The organism is Streptomyces spinoverrucosus (assembly GCF_015712165.1).
Taxonomy (GTDB): Bacteria; Actinomycetota; Actinomycetes; order Streptomycetales; family Streptomycetaceae; genus Streptomyces; species Streptomyces spinoverrucosus_A.
The window spans coordinates 5,216,750-5,232,427 of record NZ_JADPZX010000001.1; the positions used below are offsets into that span (position 1 = coordinate 5,216,750).

The following is a 15,678-nucleotide window of genomic DNA, read 5'->3' on the forward strand; positions in this document are numbered from 1 at the left end:
GATGACGACACTGGACGAGGCCCGGGAGCTGCTGCGCGAGTTCCCGGTGGTCGACGGGCACAACGACCTGCCCTGGGCGCTGCGCGAGCAGGTCCGCTACGACCTCGACGCCCGCGACATCGCCGCCCCCCAGGGCGCCCACCTGCACACCGACCTGCCCCGGCTGCGCGAGGGCGGGGTCGGTGCCCAGTACTGGTCGGTGTACGTCCGCGCGGACCTGCCCGACGCGGTGCCCGCGACGCTGGAACAGATCGACTGTGTACGGCAGTTGCTCGCCCGGTACCCCGACGATCTGGCGCCCGCTCTGACGGCCGCCGACATGGAGGCGGCGCGCGCTGAAGGCCGTATCGCCTCCCTGATGGGCGCCGAGGGCGGCCACTCCATCGCCAACTCCCTCGCCACGCTGAGGGCGTTGTACGCGCTCGGCGTTCGGTACATGACCCTCACCCACAACGACAACGTGGCCTGGGCGGACTCCGCCACGGACGAGCCCGGCGTCGGCGGCCTGTCGGCCTTCGGCCGTGCGGTGGTGCGGGAGATGAACCGCGAGGGCATGCTGGTGGATCTCTCGCACGTGGCCGCCACGACCATGCGGGACGCGCTGGACACCACCTCCGCGCCGGTGATCTTCTCGCACTCCTCCGCCCGCGCGGTCTGCGACCACCCCCGCAACATCCCCGACGACGTCCTGGAACGCCTTCCCGCCAACGGAGGCATCGCGATGGTGACCTTCGTCCCGAAGTTCGTGCTCCAGGCCGCCGTCGACTGGACGGCCGAGGCGGACGACAACATGCGGGCGCACGGCTTCCACCACCTCGACACCACCGCCGAGGCGATGAAGGTGCACCGGGCCTTCGAGGAGCGCAAACCGCGCCCGCTCGCGACCGTGGCGACCGTCGCCGACCACCTCGACCACATGCGCGAGGTGGCCGGCATCGACCACCTGGGCATCGGCGGCGACTACGACGGCACCGCGTTCACCCCCGAGGGCCTGAACGACGTCTCCGGCTACCCGAACCTGATCGCGGAACTCCTGGACCGCGGCTGGTCCAAGTCCGACCTGGCCAAGCTGACCTGGCAGAACGCGGTGCGCGTGCTGGGCGCGGCGGAGGACGTGGCCCGCGACCTCCAGGCGACGCGCGCCCCGTCCAACGCCACCATCGAGTCGCTCGACGGGTGACCGTCCAGGGCTCGGCCTGAACAGCCCCCGGTATCACCCCGGGGGCTGCGTTGCTGACCTGCAAAAACCCTGCTAAGGCAGGTTCCTTGCCATCACGATCCGCTGAACTTGGTTCGTGCCTTCATAAATCTGCGTGATCTTGGCGTCGCGCATCATGCGCTCGACCGGGTAGTCGCGGGTGTAGCCGTAGCCGCCCAGCAACTGGACCGCGTCCGTCGTGACCTCCATCGCCACGTCCGAGGCGAAGCACTTCGCCGCCGCGCCCAGGTAGGTGAGGTCGGCGTCGCCGCGCTCGGAGGCGGCGGCGGCCTGGTAGGTCAGGGCGCGGGCGGCCGAGATCTTCATGGCCATGTCGGCGAGCATGAACTGGATGCCCTGGAAGTCGGCGATCGGCTTGCCGAACTGCTTGCGCTCCTTGACGTAACCCTTGGCGTAGTCGAGGGCGCCCTGGGCGATGCCGAGGGCCTGGGCGGCGATGGTGATGCGGGTGTGGTCCAGGGTCTGCATCGCCGTGGCGAAGCCGGTGCCCTCCTCGCCGATCATGCGGTCGGCGGGGATGCGGACGTTGTCGAGGTAGACCTCGCGGGTCGGGGAGCCCTTGATGCCGAGCTTCTTCTCGGGAGCGCCGAAGGAGACGCCCTCGTCGGACTTCTCGACGACGAACGCCGAGATGCCCTTGGAGCGCTTCTCGGGGTCCGTCACGGCCATCACCGTGTAGTACTCGGAGACGCCCGCGTTGGTGATCCAGCGCTTCACGCCGTTGAGGACGTAGTGGTCGCCGTCGCGGACCGCGCGCGTCTTCATGCCGGCCGCGTCGGAGCCCGCCTCCGGCTCGGAGAGGCAGTACGAGAACATTCCGTCGCCCTTGGCGAGCGGCGTCATGTACTTCTTCTTCAGCGCCTCGGAGCCGGAGAGGATCACCGGGAGCGAGCCCAGCTTGTTCACGGCGGGAATGAGGGAGGAGGACGCGCACACGCGGGCCACCTCCTCGATGACGATCACCGTGGCCAGCGCGTCCGCGCCCGCGCCGCCGTACGACTCGGGCACGTGCACCGCGTGCAGGTCATTGGCGACCAGCGCGTCCAGCGCCTCCTGCGGGAAGCGCGCCTCCTCGTCCACGGCGGCGGCGTACGGCGCGATCTTCGCCTCGGCCAGCGCGCGAACGGTGTCGCGGAGCATCTCGTGCTCCTCGGACGGGCGGTACAGGTCGAAGTCAGCCGATCCGGCCAAGGTCTCTCACGCTCCAAGGAAGACGCTGTGATGCTGCTGGCGCTAATTACCGTTAAGTAACCCAAATTTTAGGGGTCCGCCCACGCCAGGGGTACGTGAGCTTGACGACAGCGGGAAAGTTGCCCGTCAGGGTCGACGGTTATGCTCGGCCCCGCACTACCGACGCTACCCAGTGGAGTCCCTCATGGCCCTCAAGATCACCGTGATCGGTACCGGATACCTCGGCGCGACGCACGCCGCGGCCATGGCCGAACTCGGGTTCGAGGTGCTGGGGCTCGACGTGGTCCCGGAGAAGATCGAGATGCTCCGGCGCGGCGAGGTCCCGATGTACGAGCCGGGGCTGGAGGAGCTGCTGCGCAAGCACGTCGCCGGGATCGAGGGGTCCAGTGGCCGGCTGCGGTTCACCACGGACTACGCCGAGGTGGCGGCGTTCGGCGATGTGCACTTCGTCTGTGTGAACACCCCGCAGAAGCACGGCGAGTACGCCTGCGACATGAGTTACGTCGACTCCGCCTTCGCCTCCCTCGCCCCGCACCTGACCGGTCCCGCCCTGGTCGTCGGCAAGTCGACCGTGCCCGTCGGCTCCGCCGACCGCCTCGCCGCCTACCTCGCCGAGCACGCGCCCGCCGGCGCGGACGCCGAGCTGGCCTGGAACCCGGAGTTCCTGCGCGAGGGCTTCGCCGTGCAGGACACCCTGCACCCGGACCGGATCGTGGTCGGCGTGCGCGGCGACCGGGCCGAGAAGCTGCTGCGCGAGGTGTACGCGACGCCGGTCGCCGACGGGGCGCCGTTCGTGGTGACCGACTTCCCGACCGCCGAGCTGGTGAAGACCTCCGCGAACTCATTCCTCGCGACCAAGATCTCCTTCATCAACGCCATGGCCGAGGTGTGCGAGGCCGCGGGTGGCGACGTGGTGAAGCTGGCGGAGGCGATCGGGTACGACGACCGGATCGGGAAGAAGTTCCTGCGGGCCGGGATCGGGTTCGGCGGCGGCTGTCTGCCGAAGGACATCCGGGCGTTCATGGCGCGCGCCGGTGAGCTGGGCGCCGACCAGGCGCTGACCTTCCTGCGCGAGATCGACTCGATCAACATGCGGCGGCGCGGGCAGATGGTGGAGATGACGCGGGAGGCGCTCGGCGGCGGGTCCTTCCTGGGCAAGCGGGTGGCCGTGCTCGGCGCCGCGTTCAAGCCCGACTCCGACGACGTCCGCGACTCGCCCGCGCTGAACGTCGCCGGGCAGATCCACCTCCAGGGCGGCCAGGTGACGGTGTACGACCCGAAGGGCATGGTCAACGCCCGGCGGATCTTCCCGACGCTCGGGTACGCCGACTCCGCCGAGGCGGCGGTGCGCGGCGCCGACGTCGTGCTGCACCTGACGGAGTGGCGGGAGTTCCGCGAGCTGGACCCGGCCGCGCTGGGCGAGGTCGTGAAGTCGCGCGTGATCCTGGACGGCCGCAACGCCCTCGACCCGGAGCTGTGGCGGCGGGCCGGGTGGACGTACCGGGCGATGGGGCGGCCCACCGCATAAGCGTCACGGCGACGCCGGTTCGGCCGAGGCTCAGTCGGCCGAACCGACGTCTTCACGCATTCTGCACCACCGGCGCGTCCCTCAGGCGCCCTTCGCCGCCAAAGCGCCCGTCCGCCGAGCGCTCGCGGCGGTTCCGGATCTCACGGTCGAGGACCTGGACGCGGCCGAGGCGGGCGGGCCGGCGCCGGGCGCGCGGGTGCCGGCCGCCGAGGACCGCTCACGCAGTAGGCGTGTGTACGCCGACCCGGCGGGGCACCCGTTCTGCCTCTGCGCCTGCTGAGCCGGGAGGTAACACCATGGCACCCGCGGCACGTTTCCATTCCGTCGTCCTCGACTGCCCCGACCCGCGCGCGCTCGCCCGCTTCTACGCCGAGATCGTGGGCGGGACTCCGGACGACACGGACGTCGACTGGGTCGTCCTGCAGGTCCCCGGCGGTCCGCGGCTGGCCTTCCAGCGCGTGGACGGTTACACGCCGCCGGAGTGGCCGCGCGCCGACCGCAACGCCCAGCAGTTCCACATCGACCTCGATGCCGGGTCCACCTGGGAGCGGGTGGACATGGCCGAGAAGCGGGTGCTGGGGCTGGGCGCGCGGGTGCTGGACGCGGAGGACTACGAGAGCAAGGACTTCCGGGTGTACGCCGACCCGGCGGGGCATCCGTTCTGTCTCTGCCGGGTCGAACAGGCCTGACGGAGCGAGCACGCCTGACGGACCAAGGACACCTGACGGATCGAGCACGCCTGACATTGAGAGTCGCCCTTCGTCCTGCTTCTTCCTGATCAGCCGTCCAGCTCCGCGATCCGTGCCGTCGACGGTTCGCGTCGCTCCTGGGCCGCCCGGGCGGTGACGTCCGCCGTGCGCAGTACGCGCTGCACGTTTCCCCAGGTCAGCAGCGCCAGGTCGGTCTTCGGCCAGCCCCGTCGCAGCAGCTCGGCGACGAGGTGCGGGTAGCAGGAGGCGTCGGTCAGCTCCTGTGGATGGGCGCAGCCGGCGTCGTAGGTGCCGGACAGGCCCACGCAGCCGGGCCCGGCGACGGTGCGGACGTGGTCGAGGTGGTCGGCGACGTCCCGGACCGTCGGCCCGGTCTGCTCCGCCGTCAGCGGCACCAGGCACAGCCCGTTCGCCCTGCCCAGCGCGGCCAGCAGGTCGTCGGGGAGGTTGGCGGGGTGGGGGCGCAGGGCGCGGGCGCCGGAGCGGGTGCACAGGACGGGCGCCTTGGAGGCGGCGAGGACGCGTTCCATCGTGCGTTCGGAGGCGCCGGAGAGGTCGGCGAGCACACCGAGGCGGTTCATCTCGCGCACGACCTCCTCGCCGAACCGGGTCAGCCCCGCCTCGCTCGCCCAGGAGGTGCCGGTGAGGGTCAGGATGCGCAGGCCGAGCGCGTGCAGGACGCGCAGGAGACTCACCGAGTCGTCGAGCGCGGCGGCGGTGGCGGGGCCGAGCAGGACGGCGGTGCGGCCGCAGTTGCGGGCGTCGACGACCTGGCCGGCGGTGCGGGCCAGGCGCAGGCCCTCGGGGTGGTTGCCGATCACCGTGCGGACCAGGTCCAGCTGCTCCAGGGTCGCGGCGACCGCCCGGTCGGCGGCCAGTCCCTCGGGCAGGTGCAGCGAGCAGAACAGCGCGCCGACATGGCCCTGCCGCATCCGCGGGACGTCAGTGTCGACGGCGATCTCGCCCAGCTCCAGGTCGTACCAGGGCAGATGCCGCAGTGCCCACGGCAGCCCGCTGTAGCCGTCGGCGACCGGGTGGGCGGCGAGCAGGGCGTGCGCACGGTCCAGCAGGTCGGCGTCCGCATCGTCGACGAGGGCGTACGGACCCGCCGGGAACGGGGGGTCCAGGGACAGGGCGTCGAGCTCGCCGACCTCAGTGGGCAGGTCGTTCTGGAGATCGGCCATGTCGGGCTCCATACGTGCGCGGGCGATCGCTGTACGGTCACCGTCGCACGGGCGGCCGGAGGGCTCCTGGTGAGCGGGGCGTTCGGGGTAGGGCTGGTCCGGCGAGCTCTGGGCCGGTTCAGCGGCCCAGGCGTCCTCGCCGATCCGGGCCAGGGTCTTGCAAGCCCTCGGTGCAGGGGCCGCCGCACGTCTGGACGAACTAGGCCCCACTGGCCTCAGCGGCTTGAGCGCTTGCCGGGTTCGATGCAACGCCAGCACTGGCAGGGCGGCCACTGGGTGGTCATCAGGGGCGGGAGATCGTCGGTAGCGAACACGGCCCGCTCGGAACCCCACGTCTGACCGGAGTCATGTGACACCCGAAGCGTCATCAACGGCCGTTCGGCGAAGAGTTGTGCGTAGGTTTCCCCGCTCACGATGCGTGCGCCTCGTCCTGGTGTCGGCGCAGTTCCACGTTTGCGTCAGATGTGGCGCTGAAGTTGCCTCTGGATCGCGCATTCTCCCGGCTTACACAAATGCTGAGACAGGCACTGCACCCAGGTACTGCTTTCGGTTCCGGCGGCAGTCCCATCAGCTCGTACCCTTGAGGCTTCTGCGTATCCGCCATCAATCCTCCCCGGCTCATGACGTATCCATGATCTACCGGGCGAAGGGTTCCGCCGAGCGTTATTCCCGTTCTGGACTAAAGATCACCGGTAAGCCTCTGCCCATTGCTGAAGCAGCATCCTTGCTTCTTCGTCGAAGTGGGCGTGGCCTTCAAAGAGTGAGAACACGGCCAGGTGCTCGGAGACGTCACGGGCATCCCGAAAGACCATTCGGCCAGTGAAGTTCTCGACCGTGGCGAGCCGGCCGTCATAGACCGTGAACGTGTTCATGGGACCGCGAGACATGACGGTCCCGGTCGGTATGACGCCGATGCGAAGATTCGGCAGCCGAGACAGTGATATGAGACGGTCGATCTGCATTGCCATAGCGGGGGCCGGAACGATCGCCCACCTTGCGGCCTGCTCGGTAATGAGAAAGGTAAATGACTTGGAGGTGTCGTAGAGGACCGCCTGACGCTCCAGTTTGCGGGCCACCGTCTTGGAAGGATCGCCCGGCGTGTGACTCAGGCTGGCGCGAATGAACTCCGGTGTGGCTAGCAGACCGGTAATCATGGAGGGCAGGAAGTACCTAAGCTCCGTAGCCTCGGACTCCAGTGAAGCCAACTCCGCCTGCCGCTTCTCCATACCGCGACGCCAGGAAGAGCGCTTGTCCTGCCACTCGGTATTCACGAGGCGCGCGAGAGCCGTAATCTCCGCCACGATTTGAGGCGGAGCATCAAGCGCTTGAAGGATACGCTCAACGTCCACGATCTTCGGGGTCTTCTTGCCTGTCTCGAACTTACTGATCTGGCTCTGAGACATGTTGCAACGCCGAGCGAGCCGGTCCCCTGTGAAACCGGCTCGCTTGCGCAGTTCGCGGAGCTTTTCTGCCAGGTCAGTCCTGGACTGGCCTAGCTGTTCAGGCTCGAATGTCACTCGGCTTCTTTCACGTACTCAGCGAACGGTACGGAGTGAGCCAGGGCGTCGCGCTTCCACTCCAGGTAAGGAGTGATGTCGCCCGTGAACAACTCTCGATTGATCTGCGTCCCGTCCGGCCGGTAATTCAAGTGGACGATTCTGGACTCATCGAACATCCACCAGTCGGCACCTGAGAGGGGGAGGCCGTAGTCATCCCGGGTTATGTCCAGAATGCGGATGTCTTCCCCGGCCTCGATGTTGCCGGGAATTCCCCATGCGAATTGGTATCGCTGGTAGTCCGTCAAAGGCTGCCGAACGATCCTTACTCGCCCGATGGTGCGCCCCGACGCCACGAAGCCGCGCACGCGCTCCTGCCACCGCGCATTGTGGTCAACGGGCTTCGGCTCCCCGCGAAGGAAGCGAGCGACGTTCTCAGCCTCCCTGGGCATGGCGTAGGTGGGCTGGGCCTCGAAGCGCCATGCCTCACGCTCGTACGCGTCGAACGTCCTGCGCCAGTCGTCACCATCCAAGAGCACGCACAGCCTCCCTGAGTACTGCTTCCGGGATTTCCACCAGGGCCTCACCCTCCGGCGGCTGGAAGGCGTTGGACAGGTTCCCCTGGACAACGATGGAGCCGTCAGCCGTGCGGTAGACGTTCGGGCAGTCGTCATCGTCGCAGTCGGGCCCGTTCAAGCTGCCCGTCAGTCGCGTCAGTTCGCTGCGCGCCATGGTGCCCCCTCTCGTCTGGCCCCGGTTGGGACCCGCCCGACGACGCTACGGAGCGCATCGCCCCTCGTCTATGCCGACCGGGAAATATTCCCGTTCCGGCATAAATGATCTTGGTATTCATGCAAGCCGGCAGCGATGTGCGGTCGCGCGCGTCAGTCCTCGAACCCCTCCGCCGCCCGCTTCTCCCGCAGCTCCATGATCGCCCGGCGGCGGGCCAGGCGGTGGGTGCGGCGGATCTGGGCCTCCTGGTAGCGGCGCTTGTCGCGCTCCGTCTCCGGTATGATCGGCGGGACCCGGCGGGGCTTGCCGTCGGCGTCGACCGCGGCGAAGACGAGGTAGGCGGAGCCGACCTGGGTGGGCGGGGCGGACTCGTTCCAGCGCTCGGCCAGGACCCGGACGCCGACCTCCATCGAGGTCCGGCCGGTCCAGTTGACCTGAGCCTTGACGTGGACCAGGTCACCGACGCGGACCGGTTCCAGGAACGCCATCTCGTCCATGGACGCGGTGACGGCGGGACCGCCGCTGTGCCGGCCGGCCACCGCGCCCGCCGCGTCGTCGACCAGTTTCATGATCACGCCACCGTGCACGGTGCCCAGGAGGTTCGTGTGGTTGTGGGTCATGATGTGGCTGAGAGTGGTCCGGGACGCGGAGGTGGGCTTACCCGGGATGTCCGGAGTGTCCGGGGTTTCCGGCTCCGGGGCGCTGGCCTGGTCTGTCATGGCCTCCACCTTATGCCGAGGTGGAGGCCGTGGATTTTGTGTCGGCTTCGCAACAGCACCGCTGTGATTTTCCGCCGAACCTTGTAAGGCACACATCCGCGCCCTGCACACTGGGGCGCATGAATGACTGGCCCCAGGGATGGTCCGACGACAACCGCGGCACCAGGTACGGACGCGGCAGCGCAGGCGCGCAGCCTGATGGCGCCCGCGTGATGCGCCAGGTGCGGCGCGGCCCGACGGCACCGCCCGGCGGCGGCCAGGCCGTACCGCCGTACGGAGTTCCGCAGCAGCCGTCGTATGTCGACGGACAGGGATACGACGGTTACGACAGCGGCTACAACACCGGCCAGGTCTACGGCAGCCCGGGCGGCCGGGGCCCCGGCGGACCCGGCGACGGCTACGGCGGGCGTGCGCCGCGGCCCGCGCCGAACTGGCGGCGCCGTATCAAGGTGATCTCGATCACGGTGGTGACCGTGCTGGTGGTCACCCTCGTAGGGACGTACTTCTGGGCCGACTCCAAGCTCAAGCGCGAGGTCGACCTGTCGAAGGTGATCGACCGCCCGGAGGCGGGCGAGGGCACGAACTACCTGATCGTCGGCTCCGACAGCCGTGAGGGCATGACCGACGAGCAGAAGAAGGAACTGCACACCGGGTCCTCCGAGGGCAAGCGCACGGACTCGATGATGATCCTGCACACCGGCGGCGGCGCCCCGACGCTGATCTCCCTGCCGCGCGACTCGGACGTGGAGATCCCGACGTTCGTCGGCTCCGAGTCCGGCAAGACGTACCAGGGCACCGGCCGGCACGTGAAGCTGAACGCGGCGTACGCCGAGGACGGGCCCGAACTGCTGGTCCGTACCGTCGAGTTCAACACCGGACTGCACATCGACCACTACGTCGAGATCGGTTTCGCCGGTTTCGCGAACATCGTGGACGCGGTCGGCGGGGTCGAGATGGACATCCCGCAGGACATCAAGGACTCCAAGTCCGGCGCGGACCTGAAGAAAGGCAAGCAGACCCTCGACGGCCAGCAGGCCCTCGCCTTCGTCCGCACCCGCTACGCGCTGGCCGGCTCCGACCTGGACCGCACGAAGAACCAGCAGAAGTTCCTCTCCGCGCTCGCCAACCAGGTGGCCACGCCGAGCACGATCCTCAACCCGTTCAAGCTGTACCCGACCATGGGGGCGGGCCTGGACTCCCTGATCGTCGACAAGGACATGGGCCTGTTCGACCTGGCGGACATGTTCTGGGCGATGAAGGGCGTCAGCGGCGGCGACGGCAAGTCGATGAACATGCCCCTCGCGGGCAGCTCCGGCGGCAACCTGCTGTGGGACAAGGACAAGGTGAAGACGCTCGTCGAGCAGCTGAAGAACGACGAGACGGTCACGGTCTCGGGTGACTGAGACCCGGGGCGGGCGGCCCTTCGACGCGGTGCTCTGCGATGTCGACAACGTGATCCGGTTCTACGACGCCTCCGAGGTGACCGCCCTGGAGCGGGCCGCCGGGCTGGCCGAGGGCATCACGATGAAGGTGGCGTTCGCACCGGAGACCGATTTGCCGCTGATGCTGGGCCGGATCGGCATGCGGGAGTGGGTCGAGGCGATCGTGGCGGGCTTCGCCGGACTCGCGCCGCAGGCGGTGGCGTTCGAACTGGCCAACGCGCTCGCCGAGGCGCCCTTCCACGCCGACGAGACGGTGGTGTCGCTACTGCGCCGCATCCGGGCCCTGATGCCGCTGGTCCTGGTCAGCAACGCCTCGGTGACCCTGGAGACGGACCTCGACTCGCTCGGCCTGTCCGATCTCGCCGACCACGTCGTCAGCAGCGCCCGGGTCGGGCTGGTCAAGCCGGACCCGCGGATCTACCGCATCGCCGCCGGCCTGACGGGCGTACCGCTCGACCGGTGCCTGTTCGTGGACGACACCCTGGAGAACGTTCGGGCGGCGGCCGCGCTCGGCATGGCGACCGTCCACTTCCGTGAACCCGCCGACCTGGAACGGGCCCTGGCGCCGCTGCTCTGAGCGACGCCAGGGCCCGTCGGCGGGGTCACGCCACCGCGCGACACGCCTCGGCGCAGCGGCGACAGGCCTCGGCGCAGCGCATCATCTGCTGGTCGTCGGGCATGGACATACTCGCCTCGGCGCACATGTCACACGCCTTGGCGCACATCGCGCACATCTCGGCCGACATCGGCGAGCGGCGCATCATCATGTCCGCGCACATGCGGGTCATCTCGGAACAGTCCATCAGTGCCCGCATGATCTGCATCTGGGCCTGCCCGCCCATCTGCATGCAGGAGCTCATGGTCTCCTCGCACACGGAGTGGCAGGACATGCAGGCCTGCACGCAGTCCTGCATCGCCTTACTCATCGCGGTCATGGTTCCGGGCTGGGTCATGGCTCCTCCTGGGGGGTGGAAGGGGTCCGTGGTCGAACCCCATGCCCTTCCGTCGTACGCCTCCCCGCCGAGCCGCGCCATCCGGGCGGACACGAACGATCTACGAGCACTTCACCTCGTCCCCCCGCACCACCCCGAACTCCCCCTCCCGCACATCCCTCGCCTTCACCTTCCGTACCTGCCGGTAGTCCGTGCCGACGATCACCTTGAGTGTCGCGCCCTGCCCCCTGACCGGTCGCAGTTCGCTGCCGGGCAGGGCCGCCGCGAGGGACTTCGCGGAGCGGTCCCAGCGGGGGTCGTAGGCGACGACCGTCCGGCGTACGGACTTGGTGGCGGCGTTCGTCGGCCGGCGGGTGGTGCTGAAGCCCATGGCCGCCAGGGCGGCGTCCGCGCGGCGGCCGAGGCCCGGGGTCGGTGTGCCGTTCTGGACCTGGACGCGGATCTGCTGGGGTGCCACGTCGACGCGCACCGAGGTGTCCCTGGGGCGATGGGCGGCCAGCGGCTTGTCGTCGCGCAGGGACTGGAAGAGGCGGCCGGACCTGACGGGGTCCCACTTCAGGGTCGAACCGATGCCCTTCACGGCGTATCCCATCTGGCCGATGGGGACCGTCGCGAACTCCGAGGAGGACGGGGAGAAGTTGCGCATCGCCCGGCCCAGGTCCAGCAGTTCCTCCGTGCCGAAGCCCTTGTCGGCGCGTACGGAGCCCAGCACCGCCCGTGTCACGTCCCGGAACTTCATCGGGTTCAGCAGCACCCCGGACGACGTCGACTGGTCGATCAGCGCGGCCAGGAAGTGCTGCTGGCGCTGCATCCGGCCGAGGTCCGACGCCCCGTCGACGTACCGGGCGCGGACGTACTGCAGGGCCTGGCCGCCCGAGAGCCGGTGCGTGCCGGCGGGGAGGTTCAGGCCGGTGTGGGAGTCCTTCAGCGGGCGGGCGGTGCAGATCTTCACACCGCCGAGCACGTCCACCGTCCGCATGAAGCTGGTGAAGTCGATCTCCAGATAGTGGTCGATCTTCACGCGTGTCATGTGCTCGACCGTCCGCACGGTCAGCTGCGGCCCGCCCTCCGAGTACGCCGCGTTCAGCTTGACCGGATGCGCCGCGTGCCGCTTGCCGGTGGTGCCGTCGATGTGCGCGGGCAGCTCGGCGTAGGAGTCGCGCGGCAGGCTCACCACGCTGGCCCGCTCCCGGTCCTCCGAGATGTGCACGATCATGATCGTGTCGGTGCAGTGGCAGGGCGCCCCGCCGAGGCGGTACTTGCGCCGCTCGGCCTGGGAGATCTTGTCCCGGCCGTCGGTGCCGACCAGCAGTACGTTCATGCCGTGCCCGGCGCGCGGCCGGTTCTTCATGTCCTTGAACGGGTCGACCCGGGCGATGCCCGCGTCCAGGCTGGTGACCACCGCGTGCCCGATCCCTGCCGAGGCGAGGATCACCACGGACAGCGTGGTGATCGCCCGCATGGCCCACCGCGGCTTTTTCCGCCGTACGGGCGGGCGTACCGCCGGGCGGGGCTGCGGGCGGCGCTGCGGACGGGCCGGGGACCGAGGCGGCGAGGCGGGCATGGAAAAACCTCCGCTGGAGCGGGCGCTGCGGCCGTACGTGGGATCATCAGCACCGTAGGCCCATACGATCTGTGGCCCGGTGCACCGCCACGGGCGGGGCGTCTCGCTGTCCCCCGTTCGCGGTAACGTGAGCCCCCTATGAACGCGAAGCCCGACGTGCAGCTCCCCGCCGTGTCCGTGATCATGCCCGTCCTCAATGAGGAGCGGCATCTGCGCGGCGCCGTCCACGCGATCCTCGCCCAGGAGTACGCCGGCGAGATGGAGGTCGTGATCGCCCTCGGCCCGTCCACGGACCGCACGGACGAGATCGCCGCCGAGCTGGTCGCCGAGGACCCCCGCGTGCACACGGTCCCGAACCCCACCGGCCGGACCCCCGCCGCGCTGAACGCAGCGATCAAGGCCTCCCGGCACCCGATCGTGGTCCGCGTCGACGGCCACGGCATGCTCTCCCCGAACTACATCGCGACCGCCGTACGGCTGCTGGAGGAGACCGGCGCGCAGAACGTCGGCGGCATCATGCACGCCGAGGGCGAGAACGACTGGGAGCACGCCGTCGCCGCGGCGATGACCTCGAAGATCGGCGTCGGCAACGCCGCGTTCCACACCGGCGGACAGGCGGCGCCCGCCGAGACCGTGTACCTCGGCGTCTTCCGCCGCGCGGCCCTCGAACAGCAGGGCGGGTACAACGAGGAGTTCATCCGCGCCCAGGACTGGGAGCTGAACTTCCGGATCCGCGAGGCGGGCGGGCTGATCTGGTTCTCGCCCGAGCTGAAGGTGTCGTACCGGCCCCGGCCTTCGGTGCGGGCGCTGGCCAAGCAGTACAAGGACTACGGCCGCTGGCGGCACGTCGTCGCCCGCTACCACGCCGGGTCCATCAACCTGCGCTACCTCGCCCCGCCGACCGCCGTGTGCGCGATCGCGGCCGGGCTGGTCGTGGGCGCCGCGCTCACGCCGTGGGGGTTCGTGATCCCCGGCGGCTATCTGGCGGCGATCGCCCTCGGCTCCGTACCGGCGGGCAAGGGCCTGCCCCTGAAGGCCCGGCTCCAGATCCCCCTCGCCCTCGCCACGATGCACATGTCGTGGGGGTACGGCTTCCTGACCAGCCCCAGGTCCCTGGCGAGGCGGGTCATCGCGTCGCGGCGGCCGGCCGTGCGGGACTCGGCCACCGCGTAAGCGTCTTGCAGAGGGCGGGCCCTACCAGCGGTAGGGCTCGTACACGTCCATGCACTGGCTGCGGTCCGACCCGTTGATCGCGCCCGCCGACTCCGGCACGTCCCCGGCCTGTGGCGCCTGCTGCTTCGGGTACGTCGTACCGGTGCGCCAGTCGGCGCCCACGACCAGCGTGACCCCCGTGACATCGGTCGACTTCTGCACCGAACTCGTCGGTATCCCAAGGGACTTGGCGACCCGCTGGGCGTCACCCTCCAGCTCGGCGCTCGGGTAGCGGACGACGGTCTTCTCCACGGACGGCGCGGTCGTCGTGTCCGCCGCCGCCCGCGCGAAGCCCTTCTCCACCAGCGCGCCGGCGAGAGCGCTCGCCCGCCCGTCGACCGCGCCCTCGGCGTCGGACCGGGTGCCGTTCTGCACCAGCACCCCGATCTCGGAGTCGGCGGCGGCGGGATCGCCGGACGACTTCTCCTTGCTCTCGTCCGTGCTTCCGGGCTTCTTCGAGGACGGCTTGCCGTTCTTGTCGAAGGCCACGTCGTCCCGGACCATCGACCAGATCTTCTCGGCGTCCGCCCCGGCCGGCACCAGATGGTTGGCGTTCTGCGGGTCGGTGTCCGTCGGCATGGTCGTCATGGTGATGCGGTTCGTCGGCACCGTCTTCAGCTGCATGGCGAGGTCGTACAGCTGCTTGACCGTACCGATCTCCTCCGAGACCTTCAGCGCCTTCGTGGCCGCCTCGGCGAGGGCCGTCAGCCGACCGGTGTCCGTGAAGGCGTTCTGCTGCTTCAGAGTGCGGATCATCGAGTTCATGTACATGTGCTGGGCCTTGGCCCGGCCCACGTCGCTGTAGAAGGCGTGCCGGGTGCGCAGCCACTGCAGCGCCTCCTTGCCCTGCACCTTCTGCCTGCCCTCCTTCAGCTTCAGCCCGGAGCCGCCGGGCACGCCGGGCAGGGGGCGGTCCCACACGTTCTGCTCCACACAGACCTCGACGCCGCCGACCGCGTCGGCCATGCTCACCACACCCGCGAAGTCGATCATCATCCAGTGGTCGATGTAGACCCCGGTGAGGTTCTCCCAGGTGGTCAGCGTGCAGCCGGCGCCGCCACGGGCGAGGGACTCGTTGATGATGCGGTTGGTCGCCGGGTAGGTGTCGCCGGTCTCCAGGTCCGTGCACGCGGGTATGTCGACGCGGGTGTCGCGCGGAATGCTCACCACCGACGCGTTCTTGCGGTCCGCCGAGAGGTGGACCAGCATCTGCACGTCCGCGAGCGGCTTGTTGCCGACGCTGCTCCTGGAACCGCCGAGCTTCACGTTCTCCGCCGTGTTCCGGCTGTCGGAGCCGATCAGCAGGATGTTCAGCGGCGTCTGCCCGGCCGCGTTCGGCTGGGGCTTCTCGGCCTTGGAGTCACCGCCGCTGCGCCGACCGGTCTCCAGGTTGCCGTTGAGGTGCTGGTAGTAGAGGTAGCCCGCGCCCGCGGTGCCGAGTATCACCACCGACAGCACCGTCGCCGACCAGCGCAGCGCCCGCCGCCTGCGCGGCCGCCGTGCGGTGCCGCGGCGCCCCCCGCGCCGCCCACCGCCGCCGTGCCGCCCGCGGGCCTCCGTCCTGTCCGTGGCCTCCTCGGTCCGCGTGGCGGGGGACGTCGTGTCCTCCACCGCCGGCACGTCCCCGCGCACACTGCTCTGCGCCACCTGCCTGCCCTCCCACCCCTGCGCCTGCACACACGGGTCAGCCCCGCGACAAGTCAGACGCGCGAGGGACCCGTTGGGTTA

At 69.6% G+C, this 15,678-nt stretch carries 16 protein-coding genes; 7 read left to right on the forward strand and 9 right to left on the reverse strand.

The features are described from left to right. Position 1: 1 nt before the first annotated feature. Positions 2–1,180: a dipeptidase gene (locus tag I2W78_RS23745; RefSeq protein ID WP_196462293.1), complete on the forward strand. Its 1,179-nt coding sequence runs from the start codon at positions 2–4 to the stop codon at positions 1,178–1,180. 72 nt (positions 1,181–1,252) lie between these two features. Here the strand turns inward: I2W78_RS23745 and I2W78_RS23750 are convergent, their stop codons facing one another. Continuing rightward, positions 1,253–2,410, reverse strand: a complete 1,158-nt coding sequence (locus I2W78_RS23750) for an acyl-CoA dehydrogenase (RefSeq protein ID WP_196462294.1) — start codon at positions 2,408–2,410, stop codon at positions 1,253–1,255. Positions 2,411–2,594: 184 nt separating this feature from the next. Here I2W78_RS23750 and I2W78_RS23755 point away from each other — a divergent pair, with 184 nt between their 5' ends. The 3 genes from I2W78_RS23755 to I2W78_RS23765 all read left to right on the forward strand — a co-directional run bounded on the left by I2W78_RS23755 (position 2,595) and on the right by I2W78_RS23765 (position 4,627). Next, positions 2,595–3,938 (forward strand): UDP-glucose dehydrogenase family protein, encoded by a 1,344-nt coding sequence (locus I2W78_RS23755; RefSeq protein ID WP_196462295.1) that lies wholly within the window; start codon positions 2,595–2,597, stop codon positions 3,936–3,938. Positions 3,939–3,999: 61 nt separating this feature from the next. Further along, positions 4,000–4,218, forward strand: a complete 219-nt coding sequence (locus tag I2W78_RS23760; protein WP_230886536.1) for a VOC family protein — start codon at positions 4,000–4,002, stop codon at positions 4,216–4,218. 16 nt (positions 4,219–4,234) lie between these two features. Further along, positions 4,235–4,627, forward strand: coding sequence for a VOC family protein (locus I2W78_RS23765; protein ID WP_196462296.1), 393 nt, complete (start codon positions 4,235–4,237; stop codon positions 4,625–4,627). 89 nt (positions 4,628–4,716) lie between these two features. On the opposite strand, the gene I2W78_RS23770 is transcribed toward I2W78_RS23765, so the two are convergent. The 5 genes from I2W78_RS23770 to I2W78_RS23790 all read right to left on the reverse strand — a co-directional run bounded on the left by I2W78_RS23770 (position 4,717) and on the right by I2W78_RS23790 (position 8,779). Further along, entirely contained in the window at positions 4,717–5,832 is a 1,116-nt protein-coding gene (locus I2W78_RS23770; RefSeq protein ID WP_196462297.1) for a dipeptidase, read from the reverse strand. Positions 5,833–6,518: 686 nt separating this feature from the next. Further along, positions 6,519–7,349, reverse strand: a complete 831-nt coding sequence (locus I2W78_RS23775; protein ID WP_196462298.1) for a helix-turn-helix domain-containing protein — start codon at positions 7,347–7,349, stop codon at positions 6,519–6,521. Beyond that, entirely contained in the window at positions 7,346–7,867 is a 522-nt protein-coding gene (locus tag I2W78_RS23780) for a DUF6879 family protein (RefSeq protein WP_196462299.1), read from the reverse strand. Before I2W78_RS23780 ends, I2W78_RS23775 begins: the two co-directional genes overlap by 4 nt. Beyond that, on the reverse strand, positions 7,851–8,060 hold the full coding sequence (locus tag I2W78_RS23785; RefSeq protein WP_196462300.1) for a hypothetical protein: 210 nt from the start codon (positions 8,058–8,060) through the stop codon (positions 7,851–7,853). The genes I2W78_RS23780 and I2W78_RS23785 overlap by 17 nt, the downstream gene beginning before the upstream one ends. Positions 8,061–8,212: 152 nt before the next feature. Then, the gene (locus I2W78_RS23790) at positions 8,213–8,779 is read right to left on the reverse strand and encodes an acyl-CoA thioesterase (protein WP_196462301.1); all 567 of its coding nucleotides are present in this window, start codon (positions 8,777–8,779) and stop codon (positions 8,213–8,215) included. Between the two features lie 119 nt (positions 8,780–8,898). On the opposite strand from I2W78_RS23790, the gene I2W78_RS23795 reads away from it, so the two are divergent. Together I2W78_RS23795 and I2W78_RS23800 are read left to right on the forward strand one after the other, a co-directional pair. Continuing rightward, positions 8,899–10,182, forward strand: coding sequence for an LCP family protein (locus tag I2W78_RS23795; RefSeq protein ID WP_196462302.1), 1,284 nt, complete (start codon positions 8,899–8,901; stop codon positions 10,180–10,182). Continuing rightward, positions 10,175–10,798 (forward strand): HAD family hydrolase, encoded by a 624-nt coding sequence (locus I2W78_RS23800; protein ID WP_196462303.1) that lies wholly within the window; start codon positions 10,175–10,177, stop codon positions 10,796–10,798. Before I2W78_RS23795 ends, I2W78_RS23800 begins: the two co-directional genes overlap by 8 nt. A gap of 25 nt (positions 10,799–10,823) precedes the next feature. On the opposite strand, the gene I2W78_RS23805 is transcribed toward I2W78_RS23800, so the two are convergent. Both I2W78_RS23805 and I2W78_RS23810 read right to left on the reverse strand, forming a co-directional pair. Next, complete coding sequence (locus tag I2W78_RS23805; RefSeq protein ID WP_196462304.1) at positions 10,824–11,174, reverse strand: four-helix bundle copper-binding protein; 351 nt, start codon at positions 11,172–11,174, stop codon at positions 10,824–10,826. Between the two features lie 100 nt (positions 11,175–11,274). Then, positions 11,275–12,738, reverse strand: coding sequence for an LCP family protein (locus tag I2W78_RS23810; protein WP_196462305.1), 1,464 nt, complete (start codon positions 12,736–12,738; stop codon positions 11,275–11,277). 138 nt (positions 12,739–12,876) lie between these two features. On the opposite strand from I2W78_RS23810, the gene I2W78_RS23815 reads away from it, so the two are divergent. Further along, entirely contained in the window at positions 12,877–13,911 is a 1,035-nt protein-coding gene (locus I2W78_RS23815; protein ID WP_196462306.1) for a glycosyltransferase family 2 protein, read from the forward strand. 21 nt (positions 13,912–13,932) lie between these two features. On the opposite strand, the gene I2W78_RS23820 is transcribed toward I2W78_RS23815, so the two are convergent. Beyond that, positions 13,933–15,597, reverse strand: a complete 1,665-nt coding sequence (locus I2W78_RS23820) for an LCP family protein (RefSeq protein ID WP_196462307.1) — start codon at positions 15,595–15,597, stop codon at positions 13,933–13,935. Positions 15,598–15,678 lie beyond the last annotated feature (81 nt).

What these genes read in the sequence shown, in the direction of transcription:
- I2W78_RS23745 (WP_196462293.1), top strand. Translation starts at nt 2, where the DNA reads ATGACGACACTGGACGAGGCCCGGGAGCTGCTGCGCGAGTTCCCGGTG.
- I2W78_RS23755 (WP_196462295.1), top strand. Translation starts at nt 2,595, where the DNA reads ATGGCCCTCAAGATCACCGTGATCGGTACCGGATACCTCGGCGCGACG.
- I2W78_RS23765 (WP_196462296.1), top strand. Translation starts at nt 4,235, where the DNA reads ATGGCACCCGCGGCACGTTTCCATTCCGTCGTCCTCGACTGCCCCGAC.
- I2W78_RS23770 (WP_196462297.1), bottom strand. Translation starts at nt 5,832, where the DNA reads ATGGCCGATCTCCAGAACGACCTGCCCACTGAGGTCGGCGAGCTCGAC.
- I2W78_RS23785 (WP_196462300.1), bottom strand. Translation starts at nt 8,060, where the DNA reads ATGGCGCGCAGCGAACTGACGCGACTGACGGGCAGCTTGAACGGGCCC.
- I2W78_RS23790 (WP_196462301.1), bottom strand. Translation starts at nt 8,779, where the DNA reads ATGACAGACCAGGCCAGCGCCCCGGAGCCGGAAACCCCGGACACTCCG.
- I2W78_RS23795 (WP_196462302.1), top strand. Translation starts at nt 8,899, where the DNA reads ATGAATGACTGGCCCCAGGGATGGTCCGACGACAACCGCGGCACCAGG.
- I2W78_RS23805 (WP_196462304.1), bottom strand. Translation starts at nt 11,174, where the DNA reads ATGACCCAGCCCGGAACCATGACCGCGATGAGTAAGGCGATGCAGGAC.
- I2W78_RS23810 (WP_196462305.1), bottom strand. Translation starts at nt 12,738, where the DNA reads ATGCCCGCCTCGCCGCCTCGGTCCCCGGCCCGTCCGCAGCGCCGCCCG.
- I2W78_RS23815 (WP_196462306.1), top strand. Translation starts at nt 12,877, where the DNA reads ATGAACGCGAAGCCCGACGTGCAGCTCCCCGCCGTGTCCGTGATCATG.